The following is a 22825-nucleotide window of genomic DNA, read 5'->3' on the forward strand; positions in this document are numbered from 1 at the left end:
CTGCAAAGGTTTGCAGCGAAGAAACCATGAGCGGTAGCTGTCCGTCAACGGCCGAACACAAAGAAGGCTACTTTGCCCCATTTTGCCCGGCAAGATGATCCATATGGGAGCGCTTCCGCAATGTTTCCGCAACAAACATCCATTGACATGAGCACAACCGTTTGCATTAATTGGCCGACCAAGTGACGACGGCCACAGCATCGACATCGACGAAGGGGTTCGCGTGCCAGCCACGATCCGAGACGTTGCCCGAGCCTCGGGGGTGCACATCTCCACCGTCTCGCGGACCTTCTCGGCGCCGCACCTGGTCAATCCGGACACGCGCAGTCGCGTGCTCGCGTGCGCGGAGACGCTGGGCTACCGCCCCAACCGAGCGGCCCGCGCGCTGATCACCGGCCGCACCCACAACATGGGCCTGATCGTCGCCGACATCGCGAACCCGTTCTTCCCCCCGCTGATCAAGGCGGCGGAGAGCCAGGCCCGCCAGCGCGATTACCACATCTTCGTGACCGACACGAACGAGGATCCCGCCGCCGAGGAGGAGCTGGTCCACGCGCTCGCCAAGCAGGTGGACGGCATCCTGCTCTGCAGCCCGCGCATGAGCAACAGCCTGATCGAGCAACTGTCCCGCGAGGTCCCGCTGGTCGTCATCAACCGGCAGGTCACCGGCCTGCCCTCGGTGGTGATGGACGTCGGCCAGGGCGCACGCCTCGCGATCGAGCACCTGATCTCACTCGGCCACCGCGACATCGCGCTCCTCTCCGGCCCGCGCGGCTCCTGGACCAGCCGGGAGATCCGCCGCTCCGCCACCACCGCGGCCCGCGCCGGCAACGCCGAGCTGACCGTGCTCGGGCCGAACCCGCCGACCGAGCGCGGTGGCCAGACCATGGCCGAGCAGGTGCGGCGCGCCGAGGTGACCGCCGTGCTCACCTACAACGACCTGATGGCGATCGGCCTCATCGAGGGACTCGACTCGCTCGGCATCGCGGTCCCGGCCGAGGTGAGCGTCGTCGGCATCGACGACATCACGATCAGCCGGCTGACCCGGCCCAAATTGACGACGGTGGCCACCCCCGCGGGGGCCGCCGGACGGGCGGCCGTCGACATGCTCCTGCAACAGGACGGCTCCTGGCCGGGCCGCGTCGGACGCGGCGCCACCGGGACCGTTCCCGTCGACGACCGCCGCACCACCGCACAGGTAACGCTGCAGACCCAATTGGTCATACGCGACTCCACGGGCCCGGGCCCGCATGGCACTGCGGACCCGGGCGGCGCGGTCGCGCCGATCCCGGAAGTTGTCGCCTCCTAGCCCAAGGAGTGAGCGCAGAAATGCACCCCGCCACACATCCGGAGAACGCGCTGTCCGCGCGCTCTCACCGTACCCCTGGATATGGTCGTGTTCTTCGCGGCCTGGCCGCGACAGCGGTCGCGCTTCCCCTCATATTCGGCGCCGCCGCCTGCGGAAACGACGACGGCGGCAGCTCCGACCCGAACGCTCCGGTCGAGCTCAGCGTGTTCTGGTGGGGCGACGACTCGCGCGCCGAGACCACCAAGAAGGTGCTCGCGGCCTACCACGACGCCCACCCGAACGTGACGTTCGTGAGCACGTTCCAGGGCAACCAGGGCTACCTGGACAAGCTCTCCACGCAGGCGGCCGGCGGGAACGCGCCGGACATCTTCCAGCTCGACGACAACATGCTCTCCGAGCTGGCCGAGCGGAAGGTCACGCTGGACCTCACGCCGTACGTCGAGGACAAGTCCCTTGATCTGACCAAGTTCCCGGAGAGCCTCGCCAAGTACGGCGTGGTCGAGGAGAAGCAGGCCGGCGTCGCGCTCGCGGAGAACACGCCCGGCCTGATCTACAACAAGACCAAGCTGGCCGAGCTGGGCGTCGCGGAGCCGGCCACCGGCATCACCTGGGAAGCGTTCATCGCCTGGGCGAAGGACGTGAGCACCAAGTCCGGCGGCCGGCTGCCCGGCACGATGGACCCGAGCGCGGACTACAAGGCGCTCTGGGTGTGGCTGCGCCAGCAGGGCAAGGAGTTCTACAACGGCAAGGAGCTCGGCTTCACGGCCGAGGACCTGACCGCGTGGTTCGAGCTGTGGAAGGGCGCGCGTGACTCCGGCGCCACCCCGACCGCGGACGTGATCCACGAGGGCAACAGCTCGGACGCCAGCAAGCAGCTCGTCGTCACCGGCAAGGCCGCCACCAGCTGGGTCTGGTCGAACCAGCTCTCCGCGCTGTCCAAGAGCACCAAGGACCAGCTCGGCCTGATGGCGTACCCGGGTGACCCGAAGGGCCAGTGGGCGCGCGCGTCCATGTACTGGTCCGGTTCGGCCAAGACCAAGCACCCGGACGTGGTCGCCGACGTGATCAACTACTTCGTCAACGACGCGGCCGCCGCGAAGACGCTCGGCATCGAGCGCGGCATCACGCCCAACCTGGACCTGCGCAAGGAGGTCGAGGCGACGCTCACGGACGTGAACCAGAAGACGTCGCTCACCTTCGAAACCGAGATCACGCCCAAGTTCGGCGCCGCGCCGACGCCACCGCCGAAGGGCCACGCCGCGGTCCGCACGCTGCTGGTGACCATCGCGGAGACGGTCCAGTACGGCAAGGCCACACCGGCCCAGGCCGCACAGGACTTCATCACCCAGGCCAAGAGCAAGCTGGCGTAAGGAGGCTCGCTCGTGGCATTGACCACGGCATCCGCCCAGGTCGTCCCCGAGCACCCCGGTCGCCGTTCCCCCGCCGCGCGCAAGCGGCGGGGGTCCGGCAGCGGGCGTCATCGGGAGGGCGTGGCCGGATACGTATTCCTGTCCCCCTGGCTGCTCGGCCTGATGGGCATCACCGCCATCCCGATGCTGCTGTCGCTCTACCTCAGCTTCACCGACTACTCGGTCTTCTCCACCTGGGAGGACGTCGAGTGGATCGGGCTCGAGAACTACGTCACCATGTTCACGAACGACCCGTCGTTCGTCCGCTCGGTCCTGGTCACACTGGTCTACGCGCTGGTCATGGTGCCGCTCAAGCTCGCGGCCGCGCTCGCGGTGGCGCTGCTGCTCAACCGCGCCTGGCGCGGCGTCGGGCTGTTCCGCGGCCTGTTCTACCTGCCGTCGCTGCTCGGCGGCAGCGTGGCGCTGGCGCTGGTGTGGAGCGCGCTCTTCGCCGGTGACGGCGCGGTCAACGAGTTCCTGAGCTTCTTCGGGATCACCGGCAAGGCCTGGGTCAACGACCCGGACTACGCGCTCGGCACGCTGATCATCCTCGGCATCTGGCAGTTCGGCGCGCCCATGGTGATCTTCCTGGCCGGGCTCAAGCAGGTGCCGGTCGAGCTCTACGAGGCCGCGTCCGTCGACGGCGCGAGCCCGTGGCGGCAGTTCTGGCACGTCACCATGCCGATGCTCTCCCCGGTGCTCTTCTTCAACCTGGTGCTGGAGACGATCCGCGGGTTCCAGAGCTTCACGTCCGCGTTCGTGATCAGCAACGGCAACGGCGGCCCGGTCGACTCGACGCTGCTCTACACGCTCTACCTCTACAAGCGCGGCTTCACCGAATTCGACATGGGTTACGCGTCCGCGCTCGCGTGGGTGTTCCTGCTGGCGATCGGCATCCTGACCGTGGTCCTGTTCAGCACCGGCCGGTTCTGGGTGCACTACGCCGATGGGGAGGACCGATGACGACCGTGGCCCGTCACGTCGCCGTCCGGAGGAGCCGGTTCTCCGCCGGGCAGGCCGTCCGGCTGATCGTGCTGATCGCCGGGCTGCTCCTGGTGCTCTACCCGCTGGCCTGGGTGATCGGCTCGTCGTTCAAGTCGGACGCGGAGATCGCCAGCAACATCTCCGTGCTGCCGACCGAGTTCACGCCCTCGCACTACACCGCGGGGTGGAACAGCTTCGACGTCAGCTTCACCCGGTTCTTCATCAACAGCACCGTGATCGCACTGCTCACGGTGGTCGCCAACGGCGTGTCCTGCCTGATCGCGGCGTATGCGTTCGCCCGCCTGCGGTTCCCGGCGCGCGGGTTCTTCTTCGCCATCATGATCGGTACGCTGCTGCTCCCCGGCGACGTGCTGATCATCCCGCAGTACATCGTGTTCAACACGCTGGGCTGGATCGACACCCCGCTGCTGCCGCTGATCGTGCCGAAGGCGCTGGCCACGGAGGCGTTCTTCGTCTTCCTCATGGTCCAGTTCATGCGGGGCATCCCCCGTGATCTGGACGAGGCGGCCACGATCGACGGCTGCTCGCCGTACGGCGTGTTCTGGCACGTGATCCTGCCGCTGAGCAGGCCCGCACTGGTCACGACCGCGATCTTCTCGTTCATCTGGACCTGGAACGACTTCTTCACCCAGCTGGTCTACCTGAACGAACTGGAGGACTACACGGTCCCGATCGCGCTGCGCCTGTTCATCGACTCGACCGGGCAGAGCTCGCTCGGCGCGATGTTCGCCATGTCCGTGCTCTCGCTCGTACCGGTGTTCCTCTTCTTCGTCGCGTTCCAGCGGATGCTGGTCGAGGGCATCAACACCAGCGGCCTGAAAGGTTAGGAACTCCCGTGGACAACCGCCAGTCGCGCGCGACCGACATCCTCCCCCGGTCGCCGGCCGCACGCGACTGGCGGGACACGCTCCGCGACGCCACCGACCTGGCCCTGGCCGGGATCCTGATGACGCTCGCCGCGCTCCCCGTCGTCACCGCCGGTGCCGCCATCGGCGCCGCGTCCACCGCGATCGCGCAGTGGACAGATCAAGAGCGCTTTCCGGGGGTACGGGTGTCAGCGCGCACCTTCGCCCGCGGCATCCTCCCCGGCCTCCCGCCACTGCTCATCACGATCGCGGCCGCCGCGCTGCTCCGGCTGAACATCCACGCGCTCGGCACCGGCCTGGTCCCCGGCGGCCGACCGCTGATCTGGGCGACCGCGCTGCTCGGCCTGGTCCTCGCGGGCTTCGCGGGCATGGTGGTCGTCGAGTTCGGCCGCGCCGGAGCCGAGCCGACCCACGCCGGTACCGAAATGGACCGCTCAGACGCCAGGCCGGCCCGGTCCGGCGCCGGCCCGGACCACTCAGACGGTGAGCCGGCCCGGTCTCGCGGCGGCCTGGACCGCCTCGACGGTGGACGGGACCGCTCGGACGGTGAGCCGGCAACGTCCGGAGGCGAGCCGTTCCGGCAGGACGGCGCAGGCTGGCGCACGGCAGTTCGCGACGCCGCGCGTCTCGTCGCGGCGCGGCCCGCGGTGCTGGCCGCGAGCACCGGGATCATGGCGTTCACCATCGGCCTCGGATACCTGCTCCAGGCCATCCTGGTCCCGATCCTGGCCGGCTACACGCTGCTCGCGCTGCACGTCGTCCGCCGCCGCCTCGGTTGATCCCGCCCCGCGGCGTTCGCCCCGGTAATTCGACGGCGTGGCCCGGCCAGCTATCGACGCCGCGACGTCCGCCTCCGGCAACTCGACAGACTGGCCCGGCCAGCTATCGACGCCACGATATTCGCCCCCGGCAACTCGACAGACTGGCCCGGCCAGCTATCGACGCCACGGCGTTCGCCCCCGGCAACTCGACGGATTGGCCCCGACGCCACGGCGGCATCCCAGCAATTCGACAGCCCAGCCCGGCCGGCTATCGGCATCGTGGCGCTCGACCAGCAACTCAACGGGCTGGCCCGGTCGGCTATCGGCGTCGAGGTCCGGATCCGCCGCGATCAATCGGGCACTCCGTGCCCGAAATTTCGTAAAATAGCGGCCCATAGGCCGAGACCGTGGCCTCACGCTGGCACCGAAAGGCCAGCAAGCCGGTCGGCTTGCGGCGATGCCCCACGGTCGCAGGCGTCGGTCAGCCCTTCGCGAACCGCTGGATGCGGAAGCCGTTGTTGCCGCTGCCGCAGACGATCGCGACCTGGCTCCACGAGCAGCTGCCCAGCCGCGCCTCGACCAGCGTGCCGATCTGCTGCGGGTCGGTGGCGGTGTCGACCAGGCCGGACAGCCCGACGCTCTCCGCGGTGGAGCCGGACGGCACCAGGCCGAAGAGCAGGAAGCTGCGCGAGTTGACGCGCGCGCCGACGCCGTCCACGTCGAAGACCTTCTTGCCACCGTCGTCGAACAGCGTGGTCCGATAGGTGTCGTTCTCGCCCTTGCGCCACACCAGCAGCCCGCGGCCGGTCGCGACGATCGCACCGGGGTTGATCGCCGCGGTCACGCCCGGCGCGGGCTCCCGCCACGCCGGCTCGCCGCGCCCGTCCGCGATCTCGATCGCGGCGACCTCCTCGCTGTCGTTCGCGGCGCCGGCGTCCACCAGGCAGATCCGGCTCTCGCCGCACGGTATGAGCGTCTGCAGCTTCCGCTCCGGGCCACCGTTGTGCACCACCACCGGGTCCGCGGACGTGTCCAGGTCGTACGCGTCGATCCGGTAGCCGTTGCTGGTCGTGCCGACGTAGAGGTGCTCGGCGTCGGCCACCAGTTGCACGCCCAGGCTGGTACCCAGGTCGGAAGATTCGAGCGGGACCGGCCGCTCGGAGACGATCGAGCCGTCACCCACGTTGATCACCCGGGCCCGCTGGTCCGCGCTGACCAGCACGAACCGCTGCGGCGCGTCCGCGTTCCAGCCGAGCGGGCGGCCACCCGCGGCGGCCGGGCCGCTGAGGTCCCCGGGCGAGCTCATCCACACGATCCGGAAGGCCTCGCCGGAGGACTCGCCCTTCGGCACCTCGTAGGACCATTCCTCGTTGCCGTCCGTGAGGCGCAGCCCGAGCAGCCGGCGCGTGTCGTCCTCTATGAGCATCAGGACGTCGTTGAAGATGGCCAGCTGGTCGCCGTACTTCAGCTTGCGGTCCCAGAGGCGCTTGCCGGCGCTGTTGTAGACCACCAGCGGACGCGGGTCGTCGCCGATCGTGTCGCCGTCCGCGATCACGTAGCGGTCAGTCGCGTAGATCCCGGTCCAGGCCGACGACGACGTCTTCTCGCCGGTGACCTGACGCCAGGCCTCCTTGCCCGTGCCGAGGTCGACGCCGGTGATCTCCAGCGTCTTGTCGCTGCGCTGCGCCGCCACGTAGGCCCGGTCCCCGACGGTCGTGGTGTAGAAGTTGGACACGTAGCTGTCCGGTTTGTCGCCGATCGCCGGCAGCAGCGTCCCCTCGGTCATCGTCTGGAACGTGACCGGCGCGTCCCGGGTCCACTGCCGGTAGACGACGAGACCGGCCGTGACCATCAGCGCGAGCACTACCACGCCGGCCAGACCGGCCACCAGCAGCGGGCGCCTGGACCGCGGCGCGGCGGCCGGTGCGCCGTAGACCGGAGACCCGGAGACCGGGGGACCGTAGGTCGGCGGCCCGGAGACCGGAGGACCGGAGACGGGCGGGCCGGACATCGGGGTGACGCCGGGTGAGACCGGCGCGGCCGAGACCGGTGGTCCGGAGACCGGCGGGCCGGAGACCGGTGGCGCCGCCGCGGGGTGCGCGGTGGAGGCGGGCAGCGTGGTGGAGAGCAGCTCGGCCAGCGCGCCCTCGGCGACCGGGAGTTCCGGCTGCTCCAGGACGGTGGGCGGGATGTGCAGATCGGAGTGGAGGAGGCGGCCGATCATCGGGACCCGGGACGAGCCGCCGACCAGGAAGAGACCGGCCAGCTGGTTCGGGTTGACGCCGGCGGCGCGGATCACGCCGGCCGTCTCGTGCACGCCGCGTCGCAGCAGCGGCGTGACGAGCTGCTCCAGCTCCTCGCGGGTCAGGTGCACCGCGTGCTCGACGCCGGGCACCGCGATCGGCGCGACCATCGCCCGGGACAGCATCTCCTTGGCGCCGCGCACGTCGTCCCAGAACTGACGGCGGTTACGCCACTGGGTCACCGTGGACGGCTGCATCAGCGCCTGCCAGGCCTGCGCCGCGGCCAGGTCCAGCCGCTGGGTCGGGCCGTCCGGCGTGGACTGCGCGGCGGACGTGGTGATCAGGCGTCCGACGTGGTCGACCAGCACGGCGTCCAGGTCCAGGCCGCCGAGGTCGGCGACGCCGCCGGAGCTGACCACCGAGAAGCTCGGGCGGCCGGCCGGGCCGATGCCGTCGTTGCGGACCACCGCGACGTCCAGCGTGCCGCCGCCGAAGTCGAAGACCGCCAGCGAGGAGCCGACCGGCACCGGCCGGCTGAGCACCTCGGCGAAGTAGCGGGCGGCCGCGACCGGCTCCGGCGTGAAACGGGTGCCGGACGGGACGCCGGCCGGTGGCCAGCCGGCCCGTGCCACGGCCTCGGCCAGCACGTTCCGCCGGACCGGGCCCCACGCGGCCGGGTGGGTGAGCATGGCCGGCGGCAGGAAGCCGACCGTCTCGACCGCGGCTCGGGCGACCGCGCCGAGCACGGCCGCCAGCAGGTCGACGACCGGCACCTCGCGGTCGCCGAGCAGCACCGTGCTCTCGTCGATGCGGCGCTTCGGGTTCGGCTCGTAGCGGGCCGGGTCGGCCTGCGCGAGGCGTTGTGCGTCCCGCCCGACGTGCAGCCGGCCCTGCGCGTCCAGGTAGACCCCGGACGGCATGATCGGCTGCCCGTCGAAGAGCAGCGGACGGGTGCGGCCGTCCGGCGTGTGCAACACGGCGACCGTGTTGGACGTGCCGAGATCGACACCCAGCCCGTACGGGCCGTCCTGCCTCATGCCGCGCTCCCTCGCCACCTCCCGGGTGGCCGGGAGATCAGCCTCGCATGGTAGCGGCCCGGAAAAAACCCCTAATCAGGCGTTACGGCGACGGGTGATCTCGGAGAGCGCGACCGCGGCCGCGACCGAGGCGTTGAGCGACTCCACGTCCGAGGCCATCGGGATCGACACCAGCAGATCGCAGGTCTCGCCGACGAGGCGGGACAGCCCGCGCCCCTCGGAGCCGACCACCACCACGGTCGGGCCGGTGGCGGCCTCCAGGTGGTAGACGTCGGTGGCGCCCTCCGCGTCCAGCCCGATCGCCATGAAGCCGGCCTGCTGGCACGCCTTGATCGCCCTGGTCAGGTTCGTCACCTGGGCGACCGGGAGCCGGGCGGCCGCGCCGGCGCTGGTGCGCCACGCGGTCGCGGTGATCCCGGCGGCACGGCGCTCCGGCACGAAGATGCCCTGCGCGCCGAACGCGGCCGCGGACCGGATCACGGCGCCGAGGTTGCGCGGGTCGGTGACGCCGTCCAGCGCGACCAGCAGCGGCGCGGTGTGCTCCATGGCCGCGGTGACCATGTCGGTGAAGTCCTCGTACGCGAACGACGGGACCTGCACGCCGATGCCCTGGTGGAGCACGCCGCCGGTGAGCCGGTCCAGCTCGGCACGGCTGATCTCCATGATCGCGATGCCCTTGTCGGCGCAGAAGCGCACCGCCTCGCGGACCCGCTCGTCCTGCTCGATGCCCTGCGCCACGTAGAGCGCGGTCGCGGGCACGCCGGAACGCAGCGCCTCGACCACGGGGTTGCGGCCGACCAGCAACTCGGGCGAGTCCTTCGGCGGCGTGGAGCGGCGGCCCGGCGCGATGCGCGGACCGCGGGCGCCGACCTTGCCCGCCCCGCGGCCACCGGCGAGCGCGCCCCGGCCGGACGCGGTGCGCGCGGGCGCGCCCCGGCCGGTGCCGTTGCGGCCCCAGGTGGTGTCCTTGGAACCGGGGATGCCGATCTTGGGCGCGCGGCCCTCCGCGGCCGCGGCCCGGCGCTCCTTGTCCTGCTTGCGCGCGGTCTTCTCGGGCAGATCCTCGGTGCCGGAGTAGCCCTTGTGCCAGGGACGCTCGTCCGCGGGCAGCGTGCGGCCGCGGCCCGCGAGACCGTCGCGGTTCTTTCCGCCGGAACCCGACGGCGCGCCCTTCTTCGGCGTGACGCGCTTGTTCCTGCGCTGCGAATTGCCCGGCATCAGTGCTGCTCCCCAATGGTCCATCGTGGCCCGGCCGGGGTGTCCTCCACCGCGATGCCGGCGTTCTTGAGCTGGTCCCGCACGGCGTCCGCAGCCTGCCAGTCCTTGCGTCCGCGTGCCGCGGTGCGCTGTTCGAGCGCGAGCGCGACCAGTGAGTCGACGATTCCGCGGAGATCGTCACCGCCGCCACCGGCCTGCCAGGCCGGGTCCAGCGGGTCGACGCCGAAGATGTCGAGCATGGCTCGCACCTCGGCCAGCGCGGTGGTGACCGTGTCCCGGTCGCCGGCGCTGAGCGCGCTGTTACCGCGCGTCATCGACTCGTGCACGACCGCGAGCGCCGCGGACGTGTTCAGATCATCGTTCATCGCGGCCGCGAACGCGGGCGGGATGTCGCCGAGGTCACCCACGCCGACCAGTTCCACCGCGCGCTGCACGAAGCCCTCGATCCGCCGGTACGCCACCGCGGCCTCGCGCAACGCCTCGTCCGAGTAGTCGATCGTCGACCGGTAGTGCGGCTGCGCCTCGTAGTAGCGCAGCTCGATCGGGCGCACGCCGAGGCCAGCCACGTGGTCGAGGTCGAGCACGTTGCCCAGCGACTTGCTCATCTTGGAGGAGCCGAGGTTGAGCAGCGCGTGGTGCACCCAGTAGCGGGCGAAGCCGTAACCGGCGGCCTTGGACTGGGCGATCTCGTTCTCGTGGTGGGGGAACTGGAGGTCCAGCCCGCCGCCGTGGATGTCGAACTCCTCGCCCAGGTAGCGCCAGGACATGGCGGAGCACTCGATGTGCCAGCCGGGGCGGCCGCGACCCCACGGCGACGGCCAGCTGCCGGCCGGCGGCTCGGACTCCTTGACGCCCTTCCACAGCGCGAAGTCGCGCGGGTCCCGCTTGATCCGGGCCGGGCCGTCCAGCGCGTTCTTCATGTCGTCGGGGTTCTGGCCGGAGAGCGCGCCGTACGCCGGGAAGTCGCGCACGGAGAAGTACACGTCGCCGCAGCCGTCCGGGGACGGGTAGGCGTGACCGCTCTCGATCAGCGCCGCGATGATCTGCTGGATCTCCGGGATGTGCCCGGTGGCGCGCGGCTCGTAGGTCGGCGGCAGCACGTTGAGTGACCGGTACGCCGCCGCGAGCTTGACCTCGTTCTCGTACGCGATGGCCCAGAACGGGCGGTCCTGCTCGGTCGACTTCTGCAGGATCTTGTCGTCGATGTCCGTCACGTTGCGCACGAAGGTCACGTCGTAGCCGGAGTGGATCAGCCAGCGACGGAGCACGTCGTAGTTCACACCGGAGCGAAGGTGGCCGATGTGCGGGACGGACTGCACGGTGAGACCACACAGGTAGATGCCCGCCTTGCCGGGTGAACGCGGGACGAAGTCCCGCACCGACCGGGTCGCGGTGTCATACAAGCGCAGTGTCACCCTGCAAGGGTAACGGCCGGTCCCCGGATCCCGGGGACCGGCCATCGTACCAGTGGATGATCTTGATCAGGCTCTTACGGCTTCACCCAGGGCTTCAGCGGCGTGGTCACGGCCGAGTAGGCGTCGACGATGCCGTACCCCCAGATGCTGTTGAAGTTCGTGGTTCCGCTGCAGAGCGCGTCGTACTCGGGCGAGCGGCCCTCCTGCGCGTAACTGATCAGCGCCGGCGTCGGGCAGGCCCGCTCCGCCGCGGTGCGGTAGAGGTGCTGCTCGACCCAGTCGGGCGCGAGCGTCAGGCCGCCACGGCGCCAGTCCCGCGTGCCGAACTTCGACACGATCAGCGCGGCGACGCCGGCGGCGTGCGGGGACGCCATCGAGGTGCCCTGGCTGTACGCGTAGTAGCCGCACTTCCCGGCCCTGGTGCAGTCCTTGAACACCAGGTTCTCGAAGCCGGCGACCACGTTGCCGTTCGCGTCCACGCGGCCCTGGTCCTGCAGGATGTTCAACGGCATCGTCGAGAGGATCCGGTTGCCCGCGGTGTTGTAGCTGGGCGTGCCGAAGCCGTCCAGCGTGAATCCGCCGGGCGCGGCCACGGAGATCTGCTCCGTGCCCCAGTTCGAGTAGTCGGACTTGCGACCGGACGGGCCGACCGCGGACACACCGATCACGAACGGGCCCTCGACCGGCAGGTCCCAGCAGGTCGCGTTGTCGATCACGCGGGTCCGCTCGGTGCCGCCCGGGTAGTTCGGGCTGGACGAGTCCGGCCGCGGGTTGCCCAGGTTCTCGTGGCCGTTGCCGAGCGCGCCGACCAGCGTCACGCCCCTGTTGTGCGCGTAGGTCAGCGCACGCCGGACCGCGGTGATGGTGGCCTGCTGCTCCGCCTGCTCCGCGGCCGAGTCGGCCGGGTTGTTCAGGCAGTTGTAGGCCCACGGGTCGATGTAGAAGGACATGTTGACCACGTCCAGGCCGACGTCGCCCGCGTAGGTGAGCGCGTTGACCACGTTCTGCAGGAAGAAGTAGCCGGAGTCCTGGCCGCCCTTGAGCTCGACCAGCGTCACGTTCGGCGCGACGCCGGAGATGCCGGTGCCGTTCGCCGCCGCGCCGACCGAGCCCGCGACGTGCGTGCCGTGGCCGTAGTCGTCCGTGCCGACCGGGTCGAGGCAGCTCGCCACCTCGCACTCGCCGTCCACCTCGGGAATGTCCTTGGCGAAGTTGCGGGACAGCTGCCAGCTGAAGTTCGCCCCGAGGTCCGGGTTGCTGGCGTCCAGGCCGGTGTCGAGGATGCCGACGGTCACACCACGGTCACCCGGCTCCACCCGGCGGGCGTCGTCGGAGCGGACCATGTCCAGGCCCCAGAGCTTGTCGTCCAGCGGGTCCAGCTTCGGACCGCGGTGATCGCTGCGGTTCGCGGACTTCGAGGCCGGCGCCAGCAGCGCCTCCTGCTCGACGAGGTCGAGCTTCGGTGCCCGGCCGAACGCCCGCTCGTTGTTCGCGGCGCCGATCAGCGCGGATGACGCCGCCGCCTTCGCCGCGAAGTCGGCGGCCGTGGCGCTCACCGTGAACGTGCCGACACTCTCGTTGCTCTCGACCACCGTGCCTCCGGCCGCGGTGATCGCCGCCTTCGCCGCCGCGACGGAGACCCCGTCCTCGGCGACCACGGTGTATTCGGCCGAGGCCGGCGCGGCGGTGGCCGCGCCGGCCGGAACGGCCAGCACCAGCGCCAGCCCGGTCATGGTCGCGACCGAGCCGGCGGTGAAACGTCTGCTGAGCATCTGCTTCCTCTCGTGTCGGGTTACGGCCGTCGACGGCGGCCTGGAAGCATCCCATCCGACATCGGTGAACTCGCATAGAGGAATGCATAAATTCGACTCCGCCGACAATGACGGCCGGCCCCGGAACGCGGGACCGGCCGTCAGGTCGTCGGATCCTGGCTAGGGCTTGACCCAGGGCTGCAGCGGCGTGGTCACCGCCGCGTAGGCGTCCACGACGCCGTAGCCGTAGAACCCGTTGACGTTCTTCGTGCCCTCGCAGAGCGCGTCGAACTCGGCCGGGCGGCCCTCCTGCGCGTAGCTGACCAGTCGTGGCTGCGGGCACGCCTTCTCCGCCGCGGTGCGGTAGAGGTGCTGCTCGACCCAGTCGGGCGCGAGCGTCAGGCCGCCACGGCGCCAGTCCCGCGTGCCGAACTTGGACACGATCAGTGCGGTGACGCCGGCAGCATGCGGCGACGCCATCGACGTGCCCTGGAGGTAGGTGTAGTAACCGCACTTACCGGCCTTGGTGCAGTCCTTGAAGACGTAGTCCGCGGCCTCCGGCAGCACGTTGCCGTTCGCGTCGACCGAGCCCTCCTCCTGCAGCACCTTCAACGGGTACGACGAGAGGATCATGTTCGCGTCGGTCTGGAACGAGTCGGTCCCGTAGCCGTCACGGAACCAGCCACCCGGTGCGGCGACCGAGATCTGCTCCGTGCCGTAGTTGGAGAAGTCCGACTTGCGGCCGGACGGGCCGAGCGCGGAGACGCCGATGACGAACGGGCCCTCCACCGGCAGGTCCCAGCAGGTCTTGTTGTCGATCGGACGCGGGCGCACGGTGTCACCCGGGTAGTTGGGGCTGCCCACGTCGGTCCGCGGCTTGCCGAGGTCCTCGTGGTTGTTGCCGAGCGCGCCGACCAGCGTGACGCCCTTGTTGTGGGCATAGGTGAGCGCGCGCTTCATCGCCGTGATGATCGCCCGCTGCTCCGCCTGCTCCTGCGCCGAGTCAGCCGAGTTGCCGAGGCAGTTGTAGAGCCACGGGTCGACGTAGAAGGACATGTTCACCACGTCCAGACCGGCGTCGCCCGCGTACGTCAGCGCGTTGACCACCGACTCCAGGAAGAAGTAGCCGGAGTCCTGGCCGCCCTTGAGCTCGACCAGCGTCACGTTCGGCGCGACGCCGGAGACGCCGGTGCCGTTCGCCGCGGCGCCGATGGTGCCCGCGACGTGCGTGCCGTGGCCGCCGTCGTCCGTGCCGACCGGGTCGAGGCAGCCGGCGACCTCGCACGGGCCGTCGATCGCCTCGATGTCCGGCGCGAAGTTGCGGGAGAGCGACCGGCTGAAGTTCGCCGCGAGGTCGGGGTTGGTCGCGTCCAGCCCGGTGTCGAGCACGCCCACGGTCACGCCCTTGTCGCCGGGCTCCACCCGGCGGGCGTCGTCGGACCGGACCATGTCCAGGCCCCAGAGCCGGTCGTCCAGCGGGTCCAGCTTCGGGCCGTGATGGCCGCCGCCCTTGCCCCTGGCCGCCTTCTTCGCGGCGTCCACCAGGTGCTCCTGCTCGACGAGGTCGAGCTTGGGCGCCTGGCCTATCGCCTTGTCCGCGCTCGATGCCCCGATCAGCGCGGCCGCGGCCGTCGCCTTGGCCGCGAAGTCGGACGCGGTGCTGCTCACCGTGAACGTGCCGACACTGTCGTTACTGGACACCACCGTGCCGCCGGCGGCCGTGATCGCCGCCTTCGCCGCGGCGGCGGAGACACCGTCCTCGGCGACCACCGTGTATTCGGTCGTGGCGGTGCCCGCCGGTGCGGCGGTGGCCGCGCCCGCGGGAACCGCCAGCACCAGCGCCAGCCCGGTCACGGTCGCGACCGAGCCGGCGGTGAAGCGTCTGCTCGCCATGTGCTTCCTCTCGAGAGTCGAGGCGGCCGCCGACAGCGGCCTGGAAGCATCTCACCCGATCTTCATGAATTCGCATAGAGGAATGAACAAAAGCTTTACCGAGGCGTAGCAGGCGAAACAGGTCCGCTACGGACGAGTCATCCGAAGCACGTCCAGAGCGGTGTCCAGCTGCTCCTCGGTGAGCTTTCCGGACGAAACGTGGCCGCGCTCCACGACCACCTCGCGGATCGACTTGTTCTCCTTCAGCGCCTGCTTCGCGACGGAGGCGGCCTCGTCGTACCCCAGGTGGCGGTTGAGGGGTGTGACGATCGACGGTGAACCCTCCGCGTAGCCGCGGGTGACCTCGATGTCGGCCTCCAGGCCGTCGACGCAGCGGTCGGCCAGCAGCCGGGACACGTTCGCCACCAGCTTGATCGACTCCAGCAGGTTGCGGCCCATCACCGGGAGCATCACGTTCAGCTCGAAGTCGCCCTGCGAACCGGCGAACGCCACGGCCGCGTCGTTGCCGATCACCTGTGCGACGACCTGCCGGGCCGCCTCCGGCACCACCGGGTTCACCTTGCCCGGCATGATCGACGAGCCGGGCTGCAGGTCCGGCAGGCGCAGCTCGCGCAGGCCGGCACGCGGGCCGGAACCCATCCAGCGGATGTCGTTGGCGATCTTGTAGAGGCCGGTCGCGATCGTCCGCACCTGGCCGGACGTCTCGACCAGCGCGTCCCGCGCACCCTGCGCCTCGAAGTGGTTGCGTGCCTCGGAGAGCGGCAGGCCGGTGGCGGCGCGCAGCTTCTCGATCACGGCGGGCGCGAAGCCGGGCGGCGTGTTCACGCCGGTGCCGACCGCGGTGCCGCCGAGCGGCAGCTCCGCGAGCCGGGGCAGCGCGGACTCCAGGCGCTCGACGCCGTACCGGACCTGCGCGGCGTACCCGGAGAACTCCTGGCCGAGCGTGACCGGCGTGGCGTCCATCAGGTGGGTGCGCCCGGACTTGACCACCTCTGCCCACGCCTCGGCCTTACGCGCCAGGGCGTCGCCGAGGTACGAGAGCGCCGGGATCAGGTCATGGGTGACCGCCTGCGTGGCGGCCAGGTGGATCGAGGACGGGAACACGTCGTTGCTGGACTGCGACGCGTTCACGTGGTCGTTCGGGTGCACCTCGCGGCCCAGCTCACGGGCGGCCAGCGTGGCGATCACCTCGTTGGTGTTCATGTTGGACGACGTGCCGGAACCGGTCTGGAACACGTCGATCGGGAACTGGTCGTCGTATCCGCCGTCCGCCACGTGCGCGGCCGCGGTCTCGATCGCCTTCGCCACGTCGGCGTCGACCACGCCGAGCTCCGCGTTCACCGCCGCCGCCGCGCCCTTGATCTGGGCCAGCGCCCGGATGTGGGCCGGCTCCAGACCTCGCCCGGAGATCGGGAAGTTCTCCACGGCCCGCTGGGTCTGGGCCCGCCACAGCGCGTTCACCGGCACCCGGACCTCGCCCATGGTGTCGCGCTCGATCCGGAATTCGCTCTCGTTCGCAGTCACGGACCCATCCTCTCTCGGCGGCGTTCCGGCCGCAGATGATCTAAGCCACGCCCATCTCGTCGAAGATCTGCCGCGCGCGCCCGGCGTACTGCCGCGCCTCCTCCGGCTCCCGCCGCCGCAGGCAGTCGCCGAGGCCGGCCAGCGCGCGGGCCTGCTCGTACCGGTGCCCGATCTGGACGCTGATCGACAACGACCGCCGGTACGCCTCCGCCGCCGCCTCCTCGTCGCCCCCGGCCAGCAGCGTGGCCGCGAGATCGTTGCCGACCAGCGCCTCGCCCTGCCGGTCGCCGACCGTGCGCATGATCCGCAGCGCCTCCTGGTGGTGCTGCTCCGCCTCGGCCGCCCGGCCCTGGAGCCGGCGCGCGGTGCCGAGATCGTTGAGCACCTCGGCCTCGTTGTACGGGATCCCGCGCTGCCGGCGCAGCGCCGCGGCCAGGCAGCGGGCGCCCGGATCGGCCGCGCCCATCCGTACCCGGACCGCGCCGATGTGGCCGAGCGCGACCGTGACGTTGTGCTGGTCCCGGCGTTCGGAGGCGAGCAACAGGTGGCGGCGGTGGTAGTGCAGCGCCTCCTCGTACCGGCCGAGCAGGGTGGCGACGAACCCCATCTTCGGCAGGTGCAGCATCCGGCCCCGGTCGTCGCCGAGCCGCTCCCAGACCGCGTAGGCCGCGCGCGCGTTCGCCAGCGCCTCCGGCAGCAGGCCCATCATCAGCTGCACCGCGGACAGGTTGCCGCGCGTGGTGGCGGCGCCGCGGTCGTCGCCGAGCCGTTCCCGCAGGCGCAGCGACTCGGTCAGGTGCGTGACCGCCTGCCGGTACCGCCCGGTGCGGTAGTACGACGAGGCCAGGTAGTTGAGCACCTGCGCCACGGCCGCGTCGTCGCCGGCCAGCAGCGCCGCGGCCAGCCCGCGCTCGTGCAGCACGATCAGGTCGTCGTGGTACGCGTTGACGTACAGGAACCGCCACGCCGCCCGCGCCAGCCACCAGGCGTAGTGCGCGTGCCCGGCGCCGATCGCCCGGTCGGCCAGCGCGATCAGCCCGCCACGCTCGTCCTCCAGCCAGCGCAGCTTGTTCGGCAGCGCATCGATCAGGTCCGGCCGCTGGGTCGGCCCCCAGCCACGCACGTCGCCGGAGGTGTGCGCCTCCATCGCGACCGTGGACGCGTCCGCCGCGTGCAGGTAGAAGTCGAGCAGCCGGCCGACCGCGGCGTGCCGTTCCGGCAGCGGGTCCCGGGCCGCCAGCCCGGCGGCGAACTCGCGCATCAGGTCGTGCAGCCGGTACCGCCCGGCCTGCGGCTCCTCGACGAGGTGCCAGTCGACCAGGTCGTCCAGCACGTCCTGCGCGTCGTCCAGCGGCAGGTCCGCGAGCGCGGCCGTGGTGAACGCGTCGAACCGGTCGCCCGGGTGCAGCCCGAGCAGCCGGAACACGCGCTGCGCGCCGGACGGCAGATGCGCGTAGGACAGGTCGAACGCGCTGGCCACCGTGCGCTCCTCCGCGGCCAGTTCCGGCAGCGCGGAGCGTCCGGCCAGGCGGCGGGCCAGGTCCGCGACCTTCCACCGGGGGCGGTGGGCGAGCCGGGCCGCGGCCAGCCGGATGGCCAGCGGCAGGTGCCCGCAGCAGCGCACCACCTCGGCCGCGGCCGCGGGTTCCGCGCGGACCCGGTCGCCGGCGATCCGGGCCAGCAGGTCGACGGCCTCGGCCTCGGAGAGCACGGGCAGCGACTCGGGGCGTACCGCGTCCAGGCCGAGCAGCCGGCGCCGGCTGGTGATCAGCGCGAGGCTGCCCGCGGACGCCGGCAGCAGCGGCGCGATCTGCGCGGTGCTGGCCACGTTGTCCAGCACGACCAGCGCGCGCCGGGAGGCCAGCTCGCTGCGCCAGAGCGCGACCCGGTCGTCCATGTCGACCGGTATCCGGTCGCCGGGCAGGCCGAGCTGACGCAGCAGCGTGACCAGCGCGGCGGACGCGTCCAGCGGACGGCGCAGGCTGTGCCCGTGCAGGTCGATGAAGAGTTGTGCGTCCGGGTAGCGCGGCGCGACCAGGTTCGCCACGTGCACGGCCAGCGTGGTCTTGCCGCTGCCGGCCATGCCGTCGATGACCTGGATGACCGGGCCGTCGAAGCCGGCGTGCTCGACCGCGCGGACCAGCCGCGTCACGGCCTCGGCCCGGCCGGTGAAGTCCGCGACCGTGCGTGGCAGCGCGCGCACCGGCAGCGTCCCGTCCCGGTGCGCGGGCGCGGTCTCCACCTCTCCGGTGAGGATGGCGCGCTGCACCTCGCGCAGCGCCGGGCCCGGCTCGATGCCGAGCTCGCCGGCGAGTGCCTCCCGCGCGTCCCGGTAGACCGCGAGCGCGTCCGCCTGCCGGCCGGCCCGGTAGAGCGCGATCATCAGCTGGCCGCGCAGCCGTTCCCGCAGCGGGTGCCGCTCGACCAGCCCGGTCAGGCCGCCGATCGCCTCGCGCTCCAGCCCGAGCCGCAGCTCCACGTCGAACGTGTCCTCGATGGCCAGCAGCCGCTGCTCGTCCAGCGCGGCTGCGGCACGGCGCACGGCCGGGCTGGTGATACCGGCCAGCGTGGGGCCCTGCCACAGCGAGAGCGCGGCGCGGAAGTGGTCACGTGCCTCGGTCCACTGCTCCTTCTCCACCGCGAGCCGGGCCTGGCCGAGGCGGCGGGCGAAGACGTTCACGTCGATCTGGTCGGGGTCCGCGACCAGGCGATATCCGGCCGGGTCGGTGACGATCAGCTCCGCGGGCAGGCCGGCCTCGGCGAGCGCGCGGCGGATCCGGGAGACGCTGCTCTGCAGCTGGCCGCGCGCGGTGGCGGGTGGCGACTCGTCCCACAGCGCGTCGACCAGCTGATCTATCGAGACCACGTGCAGCGAGTTGAGCAGCAGCATGGCGAGCACGACGCGGTCCCGCCCGGCCGCGACCGGCGCGTCCACGTCGCCGTTCGCGGCCCGGAGCGGACCTAGGATCCCGAACCACATCTCAACCCCCGGGCCCGCGTCGCCGATGAGATGTGCTGTCGAACCGATGTTTGAGCGTGAGAGCGGAACGGCAGCGAATCGGAAGCGCTCCCCGGCAGGCTATGGCTGCGGATGTGTAAACACGTCTTGCAAGATCCACATCGGGGGTGGTCGCCTGCCCGTCCGCGCACCATCACGGCCGGGCGGGCATGCGACCAACGAGACATGGCGGCTACCGGCGGCCCACGGTGAGGACCGGCTTGGTGACCTCGGCGAAGAAGTCGTTGCCCTTGTCATCGACGACGATGAACGCGGGGAAGTCCTCCACCTCGATCTTCCAGACCGCCTCCATGCCCAGCTCGGGGTATTCGAGCACCTCGACGTGGCGGATGCAGTCCTGGGCCAGGCGTGCGGCCGGGCCGCCGATCGAGCCGAGGTAGAAGCCGCCGTAGCGGTGGCAGGCCTCGGTCACGCCGCGGGAGCGGTTGCCCTTCGCCAGCATCACCATGCTGCCGCCCGCGGCCTGGAACTTCTCCACGTAGGCGTCCATCCGGCCCGCCGTGGTCGGGCCGAACGAGCCGGACGCGTACCCCTCGGGGGTCTTCGCCGGTCCGGCGTAGTAGACCGCGTGGTCGCGCAGGTACCGCGGCATCTCACCGCCGTTGTCCAGCAGCTCGGCGATCTTCGCGTGCGCGATGTCGCGCGCCACCACCAGCGGGCCGGTCAGCGAGAGCCGGGTCTTCACCGGGTAGCGGGACAGCTCCGCGCGAATCTCGTCCATCGGGCGGTTGAGGTCGACCTTGACCACCTCGTCCGTCTCCAGCGACTCGTCCGTGACGTCCGGCAGGAAGCGGGCCGGGTCGGTCTCCAGCTTCTCCAGCCACACGCCGGACGGGGTGATCTTGGCGACCGCCTGCCGGTCCGCGGAACAGGAGACCGCGATCGCGACCGGGCAGGACGCGCCGTGCCGGGGCAGCCGGACCACGCGCACGTCGTGGCAGAAGTACCGCCCGCCGAACTGCGCGCCGATGCCGAACTGCCGGGTCAGCTCCAGCACCTCGGCCTCCAGCTCCACGTCGCGGAAGCCGTGCGCCAGCATCGAACCGGAGGTGGGCAGCGTGTCCAGGTACTTCGCGCTGGCCAGCTTCGCGGTCTTCAGCGCGTGCTCGCCGGAGGTGCCGCCGATCACGATCGCCAGGTGGTACGGCGGGCAGGCCGCGGTGCCGATCAGCCGCAGCTTCTCCTCCAGGAACTGCATCATCCGCGTGGGATTGAGCAGCGCCTTCGTCTCCTGGTAGAGGTACGACTTGTTGGCCGAGCCGCCGCCCTTCGCCATGAACAGGAACTTGTAGGCGTCGGGATGCCCGCCCGGGTCCTCCGCGTACAGCTCGATCTGCGCGGGGAGGTTGGTGCCGGTGTTCTTCTCCTCCCACATGGTGATCGGCGCGAGCTGGGAGTAGCGAAGATTCAGCCGCGTGTACGCCTCGTACACGCCGCGCGCGATCGCCTCCTCGTCCAGCCCGTCCGTGAGGACGTGCCGGCCGCGCTTGCCCATCACGATCGCGGTGCCGGTGTCCTGGCACATCGGCAGCACACCGCCGGCCGCGATGTTCGCGTTGCGCAGCAGGTCCATGGCGACGAAGCGGTCGTTCGGCGAGGCGGCCGGGTCGTCGATGATGGACCGCAGCTGCGTCAGGTGCGCCGGGCGCAGGTAGTGGGCGATGTCGTGCATCGCCTCCGCGGTCAGCTGGGTCAGCACGGACGGCTCTATGGTCAGGAATCGGCGCCCGCCCGGACCGTGGACCACGTCGACGCCCTCGTCGCTCACGAGGCGGTACTCGGTCAGATCTTCCCCGAGCGGCAGCAGGGGGGCATGGGAGAAGGCGGCGGCACTGCTCATGAGCGGAAAGCCTAGGCCAGTCCCGGCACGGGGGCGGTGACCGGTCCGTGGCTACTTGCCGGAGACCCCGCAATTGGGCTGCTTTTCGCCTCCGCAGCCGCTCTGCGGGGGTTGCGGCCCGCCCGTTTGGTCGGAGTTACCGCCATTGGCAAGTTGAGACCCGTAGGGCACGTAGCCGATGTCCCGGCCGTCGCCGATCACCAGGCCGGCCGGGCCGACCGCGAGCACGTCCGCGCCGGAGCGCAGCTGGGCCAGGACCGCACCGTCGGACGGGGCCAGCGCCACCACCCGGTCCGGGTCCTTCTCGATCACCACGACCGCGTACCGGGCGATCGCGGCCTGCGTGTCCTCGTCCGCGTTCCGGGACCAGGCCACGCCGGACTCACCCAGCACGTAGCCGCGCAGCAGCCGGTTGTCCGCGGAGCGCACGGCCACGTAGCGGTCGTCCACGGCCAGCACCCGGTCGCCGGGGTCGCCGGTCCAGAGCAGGCGGCCGTCGTACGTGTCCGCGATCACCTCACGCCGGTCCGGCGCCACGCCGAGCACCACGTTGCGCCCGCCACTGGGGTCGTCGCGCTGCGCGCACCCGGCGCTCTCCGCGGTGCGCAGGTTCAGCGCGGTCTGCTTCCACACCTCGCGCCCGGTGGCCGCCTCGTGCCCGGAGACCGTGAAGTAGCAGGTGCCGTCCGCGGACTGGGCCAGCACGCGGATCACCCGCCCGCCGGCCGTGGTCACCCGCTCCTCGCGGCCCGGGTCCGCCACCCGGGTCACCCGCCCGGTGCCGGTCTCCACCACGTAGACCTTGTTGTCGATCGGCAGTCCCAGCAGCACCGGCGCCGGCTGCGGACCGGCCGCGTCCTCGTTGACCTTCGTCGTGGTCAGCAGCTTCGTACCGAACGACTTGGGGTTGTCCGCGCTCAGCCCGACCTGGATGCCGGGCAGGTCGGTGGACCACAGCGGCGCGGTGCCGCGCGGCTCCCAGGCGGAGAGCACGCAGTCCTTCGCGGCGAAGCAGCGCACGTCGATCAGCAGGTTCCGATAGGTCCAGACGCCGAGCGCGTCCGTGCTCTGCCGCAGCACCGTACCGTTGGCGGGGTTGAGCACCTGGTAACCCTTGGTGAGCATCTCGCCTGTCAGCACCACCGCCTCGTTGCCGTCGCCGGCCACCGCGTTCCAGCTGATCCCGGTCTTCTCCCAGGCCACACCGCCGTTGCCGATCGCGCGTCCCTCGACCGCATCACCCCGGTCGATGACCACGGCACCGCCCGCTATCGTGACCGACCGTGGCAGCGCACCGACCCGCTGCTGCCACAGCGGCGCCGGTTCGGAGAGCGTGCCGCTCTGGTTCACCCAGGCCAGCAGGCCGGGCCACGGGTTCCAGACGTTGGTCAGCGCCAGCGTGACCAGCGCGACCACGGCAAGGATCAGCCAGCACCGCACACAGATCCGCCGGCCGTTCGCCACGGGCCCACGCTAACCACGCTGATCACGATGGTCCCGCTTGCACATTTCCCGCCTGTCCATAACAAATAAGA

General features: G+C 71.1%; 14 protein-coding genes. 5 read left to right on the forward strand and 9 right to left on the reverse strand.

Annotation, left to right across the window (positions count from 1 at the left end):
• The first annotated feature begins 223 nt into the window (after positions 1-223).
• From OP04_RS25630 to OP04_RS50100, 5 genes are read left to right on the forward strand one after another with little or no spacing between them, the layout of a single operon-like run.
• Positions 224-1309 (forward strand): LacI family DNA-binding transcriptional regulator, encoded by a 1086-nt coding sequence (locus tag OP04_RS25630; protein WP_033342385.1) that lies wholly within the window; start codon positions 224-226, stop codon positions 1307-1309.
• 20 nt (positions 1310-1329) lie between these two features.
• On the forward strand, positions 1330-2679 hold the full coding sequence (locus OP04_RS25635) for an ABC transporter substrate-binding protein (protein WP_033342386.1): 1350 nt from the start codon (positions 1330-1332) through the stop codon (positions 2677-2679).
• A 12-nt stretch (positions 2680-2691) separates the two neighbouring features.
• Positions 2692-3681 carry a carbohydrate ABC transporter permease gene (locus OP04_RS25640; protein ID WP_033342387.1) on the forward strand — a complete coding sequence of 330 codons (990 nt, stop codon included), beginning with the start codon at positions 2692-2694 and terminating at the stop codon, positions 3679-3681.
• Complete coding sequence (locus OP04_RS25645; RefSeq protein WP_033342388.1) at positions 3678-4550, forward strand: carbohydrate ABC transporter permease; 873 nt, start codon at positions 3678-3680, stop codon at positions 4548-4550. The genes OP04_RS25640 and OP04_RS25645 overlap by 4 nt, the downstream gene beginning before the upstream one ends.
• Positions 4551-4558: 8 nt before the next feature.
• Entirely contained in the window at positions 4559-5368 is an 810-nt protein-coding gene (locus OP04_RS50100; RefSeq protein WP_051798979.1) for a hypothetical protein, read from the forward strand.
• 463 nt (positions 5369-5831) lie between these two features.
• Here the strand turns inward: OP04_RS50100 and OP04_RS25655 are convergent, their stop codons facing one another.
• The 9 genes from OP04_RS25655 to OP04_RS25695 form a co-directional block, all read right to left on the reverse strand.
• Positions 5832-8630: an Hsp70 family protein gene (locus OP04_RS25655; protein ID WP_033342389.1), complete on the reverse strand. Its 2799-nt coding sequence runs from the start codon at positions 8628-8630 to the stop codon at positions 5832-5834.
• Positions 8631-8705: 75 nt separating this feature from the next.
• Positions 8706-9848, reverse strand: a complete 1143-nt coding sequence (gene rlmB / locus OP04_RS25660; protein WP_033342390.1) for a 23S rRNA (guanosine(2251)-2'-O)-methyltransferase RlmB — start codon at positions 9846-9848, stop codon at positions 8706-8708.
• Positions 9848-11263: a cysteine--tRNA ligase gene (gene cysS / locus OP04_RS25665; protein WP_033342391.1), complete on the reverse strand. Its 1416-nt coding sequence runs from the start codon at positions 11261-11263 to the stop codon at positions 9848-9850. Before cysS ends, rlmB begins: the two co-directional genes overlap by 1 nt.
• Positions 11264-11337: 74 nt before the next feature.
• Positions 11338-13035, reverse strand: a complete 1698-nt coding sequence (locus tag OP04_RS25670; RefSeq protein WP_033342392.1) for a S8 family serine peptidase — start codon at positions 13033-13035, stop codon at positions 11338-11340.
• Positions 13036-13194: 159 nt separating this feature from the next.
• Positions 13195-14907, reverse strand: a complete 1713-nt coding sequence (locus tag OP04_RS25675) for a S8 family serine peptidase (RefSeq protein WP_033342393.1) — start codon at positions 14905-14907, stop codon at positions 13195-13197.
• Between the two features lie 126 nt (positions 14908-15033).
• Positions 15034-16431, reverse strand: a complete 1398-nt coding sequence (locus OP04_RS25680; RefSeq protein WP_033342394.1) for a class II fumarate hydratase — start codon at positions 16429-16431, stop codon at positions 15034-15036.
• Between the two features lie 40 nt (positions 16432-16471).
• Positions 16472-19411: an AfsR/SARP family transcriptional regulator gene (locus OP04_RS25685; RefSeq protein WP_033342395.1), complete on the reverse strand. Its 2940-nt coding sequence runs from the start codon at positions 19409-19411 to the stop codon at positions 16472-16474.
• Positions 19412-19622: 211 nt separating this feature from the next.
• A complete protein-coding gene (locus OP04_RS25690) occupies positions 19623-21290 on the reverse strand; it encodes a fumarate hydratase (protein WP_033342396.1) in 1668 nt (555 codons plus the stop codon).
• 51 nt (positions 21291-21341) lie between these two features.
• Positions 21342-22754, reverse strand: coding sequence for a PQQ-binding-like beta-propeller repeat protein (locus OP04_RS25695; RefSeq protein ID WP_051798981.1), 1413 nt, complete (start codon positions 22752-22754; stop codon positions 21342-21344).
• Between the last annotated feature and the right edge of the window lie 71 nt (positions 22755-22825).

Source organism: Catenuloplanes japonicus (assembly GCF_000717135.1).
Classification (GTDB): Bacteria; Actinomycetota; Actinomycetes; order Mycobacteriales; family Micromonosporaceae; genus Catenuloplanes; species Catenuloplanes japonicus.

What these genes read in the sequence shown, in the direction of transcription:
- OP04_RS25685 (WP_033342395.1), bottom strand. Translation starts at nt 19,411, where the DNA reads ATGTGGTTCGGGATCCTAGGTCCGCTCCGGGCCGCGAACGGCGACGTG.
- OP04_RS25645 (WP_033342388.1), top strand. Translation starts at nt 3,678, where the DNA reads ATGACGACCGTGGCCCGTCACGTCGCCGTCCGGAGGAGCCGGTTCTCC.
- OP04_RS25690 (WP_033342396.1), bottom strand. Translation starts at nt 21,290, where the DNA reads ATGAGCAGTGCCGCCGCCTTCTCCCATGCCCCCCTGCTGCCGCTCGGG.
- OP04_RS25635 (WP_033342386.1), top strand. Translation starts at nt 1,330, where the DNA reads ATGCACCCCGCCACACATCCGGAGAACGCGCTGTCCGCGCGCTCTCAC.
- OP04_RS25655 (WP_033342389.1), bottom strand. Translation starts at nt 8,630, where the DNA reads ATGAGGCAGGACGGCCCGTACGGGCTGGGTGTCGATCTCGGCACGTCC.
- OP04_RS25670 (WP_033342392.1), bottom strand. Translation starts at nt 13,035, where the DNA reads ATGCTCAGCAGACGTTTCACCGCCGGCTCGGTCGCGACCATGACCGGG.
- rlmB (WP_033342390.1), bottom strand. Translation starts at nt 9,848, where the DNA reads ATGCCGGGCAATTCGCAGCGCAGGAACAAGCGCGTCACGCCGAAGAAG.
- OP04_RS25675 (WP_033342393.1), bottom strand. Translation starts at nt 14,907, where the DNA reads ATGGCGAGCAGACGCTTCACCGCCGGCTCGGTCGCGACCGTGACCGGG.